Consider the following 13,113-nt stretch of genomic DNA (forward strand, 5'->3'; position numbering starts at 1 on the left):
TCACGTCCGCAGACTGCTCGGAAGAACTAGAACACGTACTAGTTCCTCGGAGGAGGATCCGCACCCATGGCCGCCGAACCCGTGATCGTGGAAGCAGTCCGCACCCCCATCGGCAAGCGCGGCGGCGCGCTGGCCAACCTGCATCCCGCCTACCTCCTGGGCGAGTCCTACCGAGAGCTCCTCGGCCGCACCGGCATCCCCGCCGACGCGGTGGAACAGATCGTCGGCGGCACGGTGACCCACGCCGGCGAACAGTCCATGAACCCGGCCCGCACGGCCTGGCTCACCATGGGCCTCCCCTACGAGACCGCCGCCACGACGGTCGACTGCCAGTGCGGCTCCTCGCAGCAGGCGTCGCACATGACGGCGAACATGATCGCGGCGGGCGTGATCGACGTCGGTGTCTCGTGCGGGGTGGAGGCGATGTCGAGGGTCCCCCTCGGCTCCGGCTCGAAGCACGGCCCGGGAAAGCCGTTCCCGGAGGAGTGGAACGTCGACCTGCCGAACCAGTTCGAGGCGGCGGAACGCATCGCCCGCCACCGCGGCCTCACGCGGGAGGACGTGGACGAACTGGGCCTGCTGTCCCAGTCCCGGGCCGCGGCGGCCTGGTCGGAGGAACGCTTCAAGCGCGAGACCTTCGCGGTCCAGGTTCCGACGACGGAGGAGGAGCAGGCGGCGGGCCAGGGCATGTGGCGCCTCGTCGACAAGGACGAGGGCCTGCGGGACACCACCGCGGAGGCGCTCGCGGGCCTGAAGCCGATCATGCCGACCGCCGTCCACACCGCGGGCAACTCGTCCCAGATCAGCGACGGCGCGGCCGCCATCATGTGGGCGTCGAAACGGATGGCCCGCGCCCTGAAGCTGAAGCCCAGGGCGCGGATCGTGGCCCAGGCGCTGGTCGGTGCGAACCCGCACTTCCATCTCGACGGGCCCATCGACGCGACACGAGCGGTGCTGGGCAAGGCAGGCATGTCGCTGAAGGACATCGACCTGGTCGAGATCAACGAGGCGTTCGCGTCGGTGGTGCTGAGCTGGGCGAAGGTCTTCGGGACGGACCTGTCGAAGGTCAACGTCAACGGCGGCGCGATCGCCCTCGGCCACCCGGTCGGCGCGACGGGCGCCCGCCTGATCACGACGGCCCTCCACGAACTGGAGCGCACGGACAAGGAGTTCGCCCTGATCACGATGTGCGCGGGGGGTGCGCTGGCGACGGGGACGATCATCCAGCGGTTGTGACGTCCGCCGTCCAGGAGAGGAACTTCGAGAACGCGGCGGGCCGGAGGGTGAGGATCGGGCCCGCCGGGTTCTTGGAGTCGCGGACGGCGACGGTGGTGGACGTTTCGGCGATCTCGACACACTCGCCGCCCTGGTCACCGCTGTAGGACGACTTACGCCACTTGCTCTCCATAGCGCTCCTCCATCACTCGCCGGATCAGCTCCGCCGAATCCTTGAGGGAGAGAGCGGCGGCCCGAAGATGATCGTAACGGAGTGAACAGTCCTTGACGGTGTCCGAGTTCGCGCTCGGATGTCCGCTGCCATACCCCTCCGTATAGACGATGGTCGGATCACTGGCGAAGCGGAAGAGGGTGAACGAGCCTTGCGTCCCCGGGTGCGCCCCCGCCTCGAACGGCAGCACCTGGATGTTGATCCGAGGATCACCTTCGAACGACAACAGGTGGGCGAGTTGCTCGCGCATGACCTCCCGGCCACCGATCGCCTGACAGAGCGCCCCTTCCGTGAGCACGACCCAGAAGACCGGCGGGTCACTCTTCTCAAGGATGCGCTGTCGGGCGAGCCGGACGGCGGTGCGGTCCTCCAGGTCACTCCGGTCGAGCACGCCAAGGACCGCACGCGCGTACGCCGGAGTCTGCAGCAGACCATGGATCAGGTTGGTCTGAAAGGTACAGATCTCGATAGCCCGCGCTTCCAGCTCAGCGGTCTGCCTGAACCAAGCCGGAAGTTGACTGCGAAGCACAAGGTGGACGAGCCGGGTGAAGAACCCGCCGGTCACCAGCGCCGCATCCACCCGCTCACTGAACTCAGGCGTGGGAACCTTCCGCGCGGTCTCGATCTGCCCGACCAACGACCCGGTGTAGTTGAGCACATCGCCCAACTGCCGTTGCGTGAGCCCAGCCTCCTCCCGCAACCGGCGCAGCTCGAAACCGTAGTAGTCGAGGGGCGAAGCACCAGGGTCGAGGACGTTGATGTGGACCACGGGGAGTCCCCTCTCACGACGGCACGCGTTGCATTCGTTCGGTAGCCCAGGGTAGTCGCTACAGCTCACGCTGGTCCCATGAACGGACACTCCTCCTCCCTCTACACCCCGCCCATCACCACGCAGTACCGCATGCCCCTCACGGTCGGCGCCCACTCAGCCGGTCACGTCCGCCGCATCATCCGCAGATTCCTCAAGGACTGGGGGCTCGAACCCCTCACGGAATCCGTCGAGTTGGCGACGACAGAACTGGTCGCCAACGTCTACCGCCACGTCCCGGACCGCCGCTGCGAGCTGCTCCTACTGAAGCAGTGCGAGGGAGTCCGGGTGGAGGTGATGGACGACCACCCCGCACTACCCACCCAGCCCCTCGCTTTGGACCCGGATTCCGAGACGGGTCGCGGTCTCTTCCTCCTGGGCGCCCTGGTCGGCACGTGGGGTGTGTCGCCGACACCCGGGGGCGGAAAGACGGTGTGGTTCGAGTGCTGAGACCCACGGGCACCCAGTCACTCAAAACGGTCGAGGAACTTTTCCGCGAATGCTCGATACGACTGCGCGTACACGTCACTCATACCTGAGATACGTGCCAGTTCATCCGCCACCACCCCCCTGGCCACCTCGACGCGCCCGTCCAGCGCACGCACGACAGGAAGAACCTTGGCCCTCTCATGTTCCATCAGAAGCCCTGGAGCCTCCAGATCACGCGAGAAGTTCACCCACTCCGAATATTTCTTCATAAAAGGTTCACCGTACTCACTCACGGCGCGAGCCATCGACTCAGCCACACTCTGGACATCCCTACCCTGCCGAAATTCCCAAAGGCGGAATGAATTTTCCGGCATGAGATACCCGAGCGGCCTTGAAATAACCGGCATCGGCTCCTTCGGAAGATCGTCCCGCAGTGCACGCATCACTTCGTCAAGCCGATCAAATCGCACGCCCACGACCGGATTGACCCCCAAGGAAGCCGGAAGGCCGTACGTGGCCACATTGAGCCCGATCCAGCCACTTGCCCCCTCTCCGTCATCCCGCAGGAGGGAGCCGCCACGCTTGCGGAAACCGAGCTCCACCAAGGCTTTGCGGCAAGCCGCGAGCGCCTCACGCTTCAACGAGGACATGCCCCCACCCTTTCGGCGCCCGCTCGCCTTAGAGCCCCCGCGACAACCCGTCGCCGGGGATCCTGTTCACCGTTACATGAAACGCGTATTCAATCCCATACTGCCTTCAGATCCGCAGCTACGACAACGACCGAGCCACGGGTGAAGGCGATTTCATGACTGAAACCAGCCGGGTGCGGCAGAGCCTCATCCAATTGCAGATCGCCCAAACGGGGCAGCATGCCGTCCGCTTCCTTGGTGGACAAATTCAAAGACTGAACACCTGAATACACGATACGCAGACCACTCTCATGCTTCCAATCATTTGGCGCCAGGAACATCTCAAGACCGACAAGACCTTCCACATCCGTGAGGACCATCTTGCTTAGCGTCAGATCTTTGACACAGCGAACGCTTCGAAAATCATAGTGGTCAGAGTCCGTCACGAACTCAGCCGCACCAACAGGAAGACTGCTCACGATCCGAGGAATAATTTCCAGATACCCTTGCGGATCCAGAAAGTACCCGTATTGATCTGACAGCGGTTCCACTATTACGTACTTCACTAGCAACCACCTGTAATACGCGGACGCTTCCAGTTATCGCCCTTGATGTTTTCAGTACCCTTACCCCCAAGCCGTCCGGCCGCTCGCATTTCCCCCACAGCCAACCCCTTCAGATTATTGTAGACATCTTGCGGGACGGTGACATCAGCACTCTTCCCGTGTTTCGGGAACCATCCATTACTACCGAAGATCCCGACTTCCGTACCTCGACGGTAAACATGGATCTCGAAGTCGACCGTGCCACCGATATTGATTCGGTCAAGGCGTCCCGTATACCCATCGCCGAAGCTCAGGGGATCCTTCGATCCCCCGGCATTATGTACGAGTACCGGACTCTTCCCGGCAAGCACATAGTACGTGTGGAAGACGTGTTCTTCCGAGCTGGGTTTTCGCAGGTCGGCCGGGAAATGTCAGTCCGTCGCCGTCTGCTGGCGTGCGCTGACGTCCGCTCCGGTTGCCGCTGAGGTTGAAAGGGTGGGGTGACAGCGGGGCGTTGGCGGTGCTACATCCTCGTCATGAGGTACGCGGATGGCGGCGGCCTGACCGCTGCGGGGCGGGCGAAGCGTGAGGCAGTGCGCTTTGAGGCCGCGGAGATGTTCGAGCGAGGGGTGCGGCCGCCGGAGGTGGCCCGCAGGTTACGGGTGTCGCGGAAGTCGTCGTACGCCTGGCACGCCGCCTGGCGTCAGGGCGGCAGCGCGGCTCTGGCCTCCAAGGGGCCCGGCGGCTTCCCGTGTCAGCTCGACGATGCCCAGACGGAACGACTGCAGGCCGAGCTGGAGAAGGGGCCGGCGGCGCACGGCTGGACGGAGGACCAGCGGTGGACCCTGGCGAGGGTCGCAGAGCTGATCCACAGCCTGTTCGGCTACCGGTACACCCCGCGTGGGGTGTCGTATCTGCTGCACCGGCTCGGCTGGTCACCGCAGGTCCCCGCGCACAGGGCCGTCGAGCGCGATGAGCAGGCAGTGGCCAGGTGGCGGACGGAGCAGTGGTCACGGGTAAGAGGATGGCCCAGCTCCTGGGCGCGTGGATCGTCTTCGAGGACGAGGCCGGGCAGGACCTGAAGCCAGGCAAGGGCCGCACGTGGTCAAGGCGGGGCAGGACGCCGCTGGTCAAAGTGGTGGGCAAGGGTTCGGGCCGGGTCCTGATGGCCGGGATGATCTGCGTCCGGCCGGGCCGCGAGACCCGTCTGATCTACCGGACCCAGACGTACCGGGGTCGGACGGGCGAGAAGAAGGGCTTCCGGGCCCGCGAGTTCGCGGACCTGTTGACCTCTGCTCGTCGGCAGCTCGGTGATGTCCCGCTGATCGTGGTCTGGGACAACGCCAGCACCCATCACGCCAAGCCCTTGCGGGAGTTCTGCGAGCGCAACAGCGACTGGCTGACATCGTCAAGCTCCCGCCCTACGCGCCCGACCTCAACCCCGTCGAAGGCTTCTGGGCCCACGTGAAGAAGTCCCTGGCCAACCTCGCACCTCGCGCGATCGAAGACCTCACCCCGCTCGTGAAGAACCGCTTACGCAGCATCCAACGCCGACCCGGAGTACTCGACGGCTTCATCGCCGGAACCGGACTGGCACTGGAGCCTCCGTAACGCCGTCACCCCACTGTTTCAACCTCAGCGTCAAACGCCCAGGAGCCCCCCCCCCCCGAGTACCGACTCGGCAGGGGCTCCCAATGCGCGTCCAAACGAACTCAGAAATCCCCGGCAACGCCCTCTCTGAGGCACCGGGGACGTCGGCCGCCTACGACAGGTTGTGCCAGGCGTGCCTACAAGTTCCTCGGCACTCCGTTTCCCTTCGCCGCGTGTCAGCCACAGCGAACGTGGACAAGAGGACGCGGAAGGACTTCACGTACTCACCGGGGGGCAGATTTATAATCTTCCCCATTTGTTCGAGAATCGGTTCTCGAACAATCAATACTGCCGGGGTCATGGTCGGCTTGACGCCTGATCGCAGCAGCCCATCACGCGCGTCGTTCACTGTCGCATGGGCCTGCATGGAGTAACGAACAACCTCGTGCAGTACCGCCCTCTGCTCAACCTGCTCTAGCGAAGAGAACCAGGCCACAGCGTCCTCCAGGCTTCGGAGTCCTTGGGCAACCTCGTTGATGATCCGCTCTGATGCTCGCAAGTGCTCACCTGCTCCGTGGCTCAAATACAACGTACGGCCTGCTCGGGTCCAACTCCGCGTAGTCTGGGCGGTTGGGATTGTAGTTCTGCCAGAAGTCTCTACCGCGCCCACTCCCTTCACCGTCACCCGTACCTCTCGGCAGCGAATTCTTGACGCTGTGACGAGTTCTGGACGGACCCGACAGGATGTAATCCCAGTCCGATGTCGGGTTGGGCGTTCCGTTCGCACGGCTCCCGACCACAATGATTGGCTGCCCTGCTTTATCAGCGGCATTCTGAATTCGCTTGGCATCATTCGGGCTGATACCGGCTTCCGATGCCGTTCTAAGGCCAGGGCCACACAACCCACCGGAATTGTGAACCAGGACCGGAGTCTTACCCGCCAGCACATAGTACGTGTGCAAGTCGTCGACCGTGAGGTTGTACATGTAAGCGGAGCCAGGGCGCTCTGTGACTGCGACGACTCGGGCGTGGTCGTCGGCCGCTGTGTTGAGCAGGTCGCCGATTCGGAGGTCGGCCGCCTTCGTCCAGGTGTGGCGGGTGTCGTTCCAGAAGGGGTGCGTGGATGTTGCGTGGATGGTTGAAGTACGGCCCTCGGCAGTGCGGATCGTTACATCTACGAGGTCGTCGTCGTGATGAACGATTTCGGCAGTGACACTCCTCGCACCATCGCGCTTGCCGGTGTCAGGATCCGCGGCAGCCACCTCGTCCCCGGCCTCGACTTTACTGATGGCTTTCGCCTTGCCGTTCTTGAGTAGAACCGGCGTATCGGGCGAGAAACTGCACGCACCCTTGAGGAGAGTCGCGACTGCTGATTCAGTCTCTGCCGCAACCGCACCCGAAGCTCCACGTGCCGTGAGCGCTTTGCCGGCGGATCCGAAGGCCAAGGTGGCCACGGTGATGACGTCCGAGACAAGCGCCTCACCGCAGTCACCGCGCCCGGTCAGGCAGTGGTACGTGGCCTTGACGCCCCATGGGTCGTTCGCGCTGCTGTGCGGGTCCTTCAGCAGTCCGGCACGGGCAGCTGTGTCACAAAAGGCTTCGATGCCCTTACGGATGTAGCACTTCTGCTCCGCCCAGCGTGACAGCTTTTCCGCGTAGGTAGCCGAGTCGGGGTAACCCCCGGCGTACTGGGTGAGCTCCTCATCCGGCGGGATGACGACTCCGTCCACCACCGGCCGGGTTGTGGATCCAGCCCTACCAGTACCCCCATTTGTTGTACCGCCGCCTCCTCCGGAAGGGCTCGTGCGCACTGTACCGTCCGAATTCAGCCCCCCGTCTTCGTCGCCCTTCGTGCCGCCGTCGGGGCGGGTCCAGCCTTGACCGTCGTTGCAGCTATCACACCAGAGCCCGGAGGGGTCGCTGAAGGTGACTGGGTTATTGCCGGCATAGGCGTAGCCGTTGAGGGACTGAGGTTGGCTCGGGTCCAGGACCGGGTCCACGCTGATGAACTGGCCGATCGCGGGATCGTATTCACGGGCGCCTATGTGGGTCAGGCCCGTGGTGGCGTCGCGGGTTTTGCCGAGGAAGCCCTTGTCGTCGGGCCAGGGGCCGTAGAGCGGGGTGCCCCGGTCTGCGCCGAAGGGGCTGGTGTAGCGCTTGGTGTAGGTCTGGCCGGCATCCTGGTTCATGGCCAGAGAGGAGGTGTTATGCGTGTCGCCGGTCAGGTAACTGAGCTTGTTGGTACCCGATTGGTTGGTGCGAACGGCGACGGTGACACCACCCGCGGCGTAGTAGCGCTGGGCCCATGCGGTGCCGTTGGCACGGAGGTGGAGTTCCGTGGAGCCTGCGTAGAGGACGCGCTCGCCGTTCTGGGTGTTGCGTATGAGCAGGGTTCCATCAGCGGAGTAGACGTAGTCTGTTACCGCATCGTTCTCGGTGAGCTTGCTGAGCTGGCCTTCCGCAGACCAGTCCAGTGTCTGGGCCTGGGCGGCTGTCTTGCCCGGGCGGTGCCAGGAGTTGCCGGAAGCGTCGTATTCGTAGGCGCGCTCCGGGGCGGAGCAGTCGGTCTTGGTCGTGGTGCCGGTCAGTATGTGCTTCTGGGTGGTGCTCGTGTAGCAGTATGTCGTCTTGGTGTTGCCAGTGCTGCTGTGGACCGTCTCGCTGGTGCGCTGGCCGGCGTCGTTGTAGCTGTAGCTCGTCCAGTACGGAGCCGGGCCCGACAGGGCCGACGTGCTCGGTGCGTCGGAGCACTTCTGAGAGGCTGGCGTCCAGGCTTCCAGCAGACGCTGATGGCCGTCGTACCTGAAGCACTGGGTGTCCGCCGAGCTCGCGCCGCCCTGCGTGGTCGGATCACTGATCGAAGTGACGTTGCCGGCCTGGTCGTAGCTGTAGTTGAGGTCCTGCAGCATGAAGCCGTGAGTCTGGTCCGTGACGAAGCTGCGGGTGAGACGGCCAGTGCCCTCCTCGAAGTCGTTGGCTATGTAGAAGCTCTTGTTGCCGCTGCCGCCCGGGCCCAGCGTCAGCAGCCTGGGCTGGGCGAGGGCGGTGTAGTCCACGTCCAGCAGATATCCGGTCGCACCGCCCAGCGAGGTCACATTGCCGACGGTGTCGTACCCGTAGTCGATACTCTCGGCAGGCAGGCCGCCGGCAGCCGGCTCCTTCGTCTGCTTCACCGTGCCGTCGAGGTTGTAATACGTTTCGAAGGACAGCTTGGACGCGGCCCCGGCCTTGGCGAACGCGTCGGTCGACGGCAACTGCAGCTCGGTGGTCGTGGCGCGTTCCAAGCTGTCGTAGGCGGTGATGGTCTGTGTGTAGGACGTCGTACCCGTCTTGCCGTCGAGGTAGCGAGTGGAGGAGGTGGGCAGGCCCTTGAGGACTGTGTCGTAGACGTAACCGGTGAGCTGGTTGGCGTCTGTCTTTGCGGTCTTCCAGGTACCGGTGATACGGCCCAGCACGTCGTAGTCGGTCAGGATCGAAACGCCCCGGGAGTCCGTGGACTTGACGGGTCGGTCGAGGACGTCGAACTCGGTGGCGGTCGTCCCCTTGTCCGGGTCGACGGCGTTCGCCTGACGGCCGAACAGGTCGTAGACGTACGACCAGGCGGCGTTGTCCGGACCGGTGATCGTCTTCTGCTGGCCGTCCAGTTCGTAGGTGAACTTCGTGGAGACGTACGAGGCACCGGTGCCTGCGCCGTAGGCGGAATCCGCCGGGCTGGTGCCCGCGTACTCGCGGGTCTCCGTCGTGCGACCGCGGATGTCGGTGATGGTGCGCTGAGCGGAACCACCCTCAAGGGCCGTCGTGGCAACGGAGTCACCCGTGTAGCTGGTGGTCGTCGACCACTTCTTGACACCGTAGACGAACAGGGTCGAGGTGGTGGGGCGGCCCGCTCCGTCGAAGACCGTCTCGGACTGGGTGGGGGCTTCGCCGTACTCGGCCCTGGTGTAAGTGCTAGTGGGTGTGCTGGTGTCGTCGAAGATGTCGGCGTACGTCTCGTATGCCAGGCCCCGGGTGTCGTACCGGGTGTCCGTCAGGAGTCGACCGCCCTCGGGCGTCGGTGCCTGGGACTGGAGGGGGCGCAGAAGCGCGTCGTAAATGGTGTAGCTGGTGTTGTAGGTCTCGCCGTCCTTCATGAGCGTCGACGACGACACCCAGGACTGCTTGGCATTGTTCAGTTGGTAGGCGAATTTCTGGTTGGGCGACTGAATGGCGCTGTCACGGTTGGGCAGCCAGACCTGGGTCAGGCGGCCGAGGGCGTCGTAGGCAAGCTCGGTCTTCTTGAGGTTGGCGTCATAGATGCGCAGTGGCTGGCCGCGCCGTGGGTCGATGAAACTCCTCGTCTTGTATGTCTTGGGGTCGGTGGTCACGGTCTGGGTCAGCGGGCCCGCAGCAGCAGGGGTATAGGCGAGGATCGTGGGTGGATTCGCGGTCGCGTCGCTCTTGCTCACCGGACGGCCCAGCGTGTCGTACGTCGTCGCGGAGACCCGCTGCCAGCCGCTGGGAAGGCGGTCGCCGTCGGTGTTCGCGATGGTGGCGTAGCCGGTGGCCCGGCCGGTCCAGGTGGCGAGGCCCTTGGTCGGCGTCTGTGTCGCAGACCAGGCAGTGGCTGCAGTGTTGTCGTAGACGGTGCTGACATCCGCGAGGACGTCGCCTCGATCGGGCTTGGCCGGGTCCATTGCCCCAGGCAAGGAGAGCTGGGTGTCTGTGGTCGCGCATGTGCGTGCGACCGAACGGGTGCGCGAGACAGTACTGATGATGCCGAGGTCGGTGTTGCGGGCATACCAGGTGCGGGTGCACGTCTCGTCCTTCGCTGTGCCGACCTGGCCTGCGTCCTCGACGGTGACAGGCATGCCGTAGCTGTCGAAGGACGTGCTCGTCAGGCGTTCGCGCCAGCTCTGGGTGGTCGTCAAGTAGGTGTAGGTATGCACCTTCTGCGTGCGGACGTAGCGTGCGATGTGGTCGTCAGCACCGGGCGGAGCCTGCCGCGCTGTCTCGTCCGACCAAGGGTCGTTCACCGTGACCGAGATCGCTGTCGAGCCGTCGTACGTGACCTGCTCCCGCAGTTGGCCGGCGTACTCGTCCTTGTCCGTGATGCGCCCCGCCCCGATAGCCGGAGCCGACAGCGGGGACACGGAGACGGACCTGGTGGTGCCGTCGCTCTTGTGGTCACCGTCCATACCCTGGAGGTACAGGGAGACGGTCCGCGAGCGCGTCACGTCCGTCGCTCCGGTCCACGCAGTGACCTGGGCGTAGCCGCGCCAATCGGACCAGGTCCGCTCGTCCTTCTTCGTGAACGGGTCGTCTGCGTAGTGCCAGGCGGCTCCGCTGTAGGAGTAGGAGTGCTCGACCGTCTCGTTGGCGGCAGTCGGGTCGGAGACGGTGACGGCCAACACCCGGTACTTGTGGAACCAGTCGATCGAGGCGTCCTCGGCACCGTTGATGTGCCAGAACTGCGGGTAGCAGGAACGGGTGTTGGAGTCTGGAGAAGCGTTGATGACCTGGCTGCGCAGGCATTCCTCACCCGAGAGGGTCACCGTGGTGATGGCGCCGGTCTCAGAGGTGATGGTGGACATGCGTGGCCGGGTCAGAGGAAGGATGTTGTCGGTGGCGTCGACTCGGTTGGGCCGCAGCTCGTACGTGAACGAGATCGGATCCATCGCGATGCTCGATGTACCGGCCTTTGCGGTGCGCTTGATCGATTTCAACGTGAGCACTTGGTCGGAGCTGTCCCCGATGTCGCCACCGTCGAGGTACTGCTCGGTCAGGTCCCAGGAATCCACCGGGTCGTAGCCACCACTGGTGGCGTTGTAGGAGAAAGTGTCGATCCCGGTCAGGCGCTTGCGGGAGAAGAATGCAGGCCCGCTCGCGTCACAATCTTCATCGTCCTTCGAGCAGATGGCGTCGAACGGCACGTCGGGCCACTTGTCAGCGGTGTCCTTGGTGAGGCTGGAACAGTCAGCCGCAGTGCAGCGCTCCGCGTAGCCGAAGGTGACCTTCGCGTCCGCCTTGTCGGAGAAGAGCGCGTCCTTGCGCAGGCCGTATTCGATCCGTTCCAGATAGCCGCCGCGGGTATAGCCAGCGTCGGCGGTCTCGGACTTGTTCTTCTTGTAGTAATTCGTTTCCCTCACGTACCAGTAAGTGGCCGCATTGCCGCGCGTGTCTTCGACGTAGTCGAGGTTCCACCGCCATGCCTGGGTGAGGACGCGGTCGCCGAAGGTGTCGCCCTTGGAATAGCCGGGCTCGCCCGAGTCGTCTCCGAAGACAGGAACCGTCGCGACGGAGTTGGTGCGCTGGGTGTCTGCGCCGTCCAGCTTGTCGAGGCCGAACACGTACTTGGTGCCGTCGCCGGTGACGACAGTCCAGTGCTCGCCGTTGTCGTCTCCGTTGTCCGCCCCGGTCGAGCGGGTCACTGTGGAGGCGTCGTCGTTCTCCAGCCGCCACTTTCCGTTGCCGTCGTCCTTGACGAGCCTCGACGACTTGCCGTTCAGCACGAGGCGCGCGTTGTCGTACTTCCAGCAGAAGTCGAAGACGTCGTCGTGGCCGTCGTCGTCGCAGGACCCATAGGTGCGTTCGATGTAAGAGTCGGTGAGCGTGAAGCCCTCGCCGACCGACGTGCCCTGATTGTTGGACGTGGCTGTGCGTCCGTCGACGCTCCCCGAGTCGTACGACAGCGCCAGCGGCGGCTGCGGGCCCGCTGCGGCTGGGGGCATGGTGAAGTTGTACGACCAGCTGAAGGAACCTGAGCTGCCACCCGCCTCCCAGGACGAGGACTCCGACAGCGGAGTTGCAGAATAGTTTCCGGTGCCCTTGGGAGACTCCCCGGAGCCGGCCGCGGCAGCGGTGACAGCCAGCACCGTGGCAGCGGGGGTGGCTCCGTCCGCGGCCCGGAGAAACTGGGTGGTCGGGTTGTTCGAGGTCTCAGCGATGCTCACCTTCGCCGACACCGACTGGTGCGTCACGTCATTGTCGGAGGCGAGCACACGCTGGGTGCGGCACTCAGCATCATCAGGGGTCGTCAGGGCACAGGCGGGCAGCTGCACCAGACGCAACCGCTGGGACCAACCGCCGCCCAAGGCGGAAGCGAAACCGCTGTAGTCGACGCTGACCTCGACGTTGCCGGCAGTGTCCGCCTCGGCGGTCAACAGCACGCCCCTGATACCCGCAGCACGGGCGGCCTTCTGATCCAGCACGGTGACGCGGGCCTCGCCGGCCGCCGCGGCCTTGTCTCCGGCCTGCGGGGCAAGGGTGACCGGCAGACCGCTCGGTTCAGCCTTGGCCTTCTTGTCCGCGGTGAGAGCGAGCGTGGCCTCGCCCATTCCGGGCCAGATCGCCTTCTGCTCCGTACGGGCCCGCTCGGCCTGAGCCGTGTTGGCCTTCGTGTTGCGCGCGACTCGCTCACGCGCCTTTTTCGCGCCTGACCCGTCGAATGCCTCGACCTTGCTCACGCGGGACTTGGGCACCTCCGGGCGACCCAGACCGCCGGACGCCGCGGCCTGGGCCACCTGTGCAACCCCTAAGGGCACCACGAGAGCCAAGGCCACCGATGGCATCAGCAGCCGAGCGCCTCGGTGCCGGACAGCGCCCCCTCTGGGGCTATCTGAGGTGCTCCTGCCAAAGATCACGTTCTGCCCCCGGGTCCCGTCGAGAGTTCAGAGAAGTCAGAGAATT

General features: G+C 64.7%; 9 protein-coding genes and 1 pseudogene. 4 read left to right on the forward strand and 6 right to left on the reverse strand.

All coding sequences use genetic code 11. From position 1 onward, the window contains the following. Positions 1-66: 66 nt before the first annotated feature. A complete protein-coding gene (locus ACFY2L_RS03035) occupies positions 67-1,236 on the forward strand; it encodes a steroid 3-ketoacyl-CoA thiolase (protein WP_390821325.1) in 1,170 nt (389 codons plus the stop codon). Here ACFY2L_RS03035 and ACFY2L_RS03040 read toward each other — a convergent pair. After that, positions 1,220-1,408 (reverse strand): DUF397 domain-containing protein, encoded by a 189-nt coding sequence (locus tag ACFY2L_RS03040; RefSeq protein WP_390821326.1) that lies wholly within the window; start codon positions 1,406-1,408, stop codon positions 1,220-1,222. The two genes, ACFY2L_RS03035 and ACFY2L_RS03040, sit on opposite strands and share 17 nt — an antisense overlap. Continuing rightward, the gene (locus tag ACFY2L_RS03045; RefSeq protein ID WP_390821327.1) at positions 1,389-2,216 is read right to left on the reverse strand and encodes a helix-turn-helix domain-containing protein; all 828 of its coding nucleotides are present in this window, start codon (positions 2,214-2,216) and stop codon (positions 1,389-1,391) included. The genes ACFY2L_RS03040 and ACFY2L_RS03045 overlap by 20 nt, the downstream gene beginning before the upstream one ends. A 78-nt stretch (positions 2,217-2,294) precedes the next feature. Here ACFY2L_RS03045 and ACFY2L_RS03050 point away from each other — a divergent pair, with 78 nt between their 5' ends. Continuing rightward, entirely contained in the window at positions 2,295-2,705 is a 411-nt protein-coding gene (locus ACFY2L_RS03050; RefSeq protein WP_390821328.1) for an ATP-binding protein, read from the forward strand. Between the two features lie 17 nt (positions 2,706-2,722). On the opposite strand, the gene ACFY2L_RS03055 is transcribed toward ACFY2L_RS03050, so the two are convergent. Beyond that, a complete protein-coding gene (locus ACFY2L_RS03055) occupies positions 2,723-3,334 on the reverse strand; it encodes a hypothetical protein (protein WP_390821329.1) in 612 nt (203 codons plus the stop codon). Positions 3,335-3,423: 89 nt separating this feature from the next. After that, positions 3,424-3,879 (reverse strand): hypothetical protein, encoded by a 456-nt coding sequence (locus ACFY2L_RS03060; protein ID WP_390821330.1) that lies wholly within the window; start codon positions 3,877-3,879, stop codon positions 3,424-3,426. 515 nt (positions 3,880-4,394) lie between these two features. Here ACFY2L_RS03060 and ACFY2L_RS03065 point away from each other — a divergent pair. After that, entirely contained in the window at positions 4,395-4,940 is a 546-nt protein-coding gene (locus ACFY2L_RS03065; RefSeq protein WP_390658150.1) for a winged helix-turn-helix domain-containing protein, read from the forward strand. Next, a pseudogene (locus ACFY2L_RS03070) lies at positions 4,883-5,469 on the forward strand (transposase). The gene ACFY2L_RS03065 and the pseudogene ACFY2L_RS03070 overlap by 58 nt, the downstream one beginning before the upstream one ends. Positions 5,470-5,620: 151 nt before the next feature. Here the strand turns inward: ACFY2L_RS03070 and ACFY2L_RS03075 are convergent. Further along, on the reverse strand, positions 5,621-6,127 hold the full coding sequence (locus ACFY2L_RS03075) for a DUF5958 family protein (RefSeq protein ID WP_390821331.1): 507 nt from the start codon (positions 6,125-6,127) through the stop codon (positions 5,621-5,623). Further along, positions 6,012-12,995 (reverse strand): polymorphic toxin-type HINT domain-containing protein, encoded by a 6,984-nt coding sequence (locus ACFY2L_RS03080; RefSeq protein ID WP_390821332.1) that lies wholly within the window; start codon positions 12,993-12,995, stop codon positions 6,012-6,014. The genes ACFY2L_RS03075 and ACFY2L_RS03080 overlap by 116 nt, the downstream gene beginning before the upstream one ends. Positions 12,996-13,113 lie beyond the last annotated feature (118 nt).

It is taken from the genome of Streptomyces sp. NPDC001381 (genome assembly GCF_042895685.1).
Classification (GTDB): Bacteria; Actinomycetota; Actinomycetes; order Streptomycetales; family Streptomycetaceae; genus Streptomyces.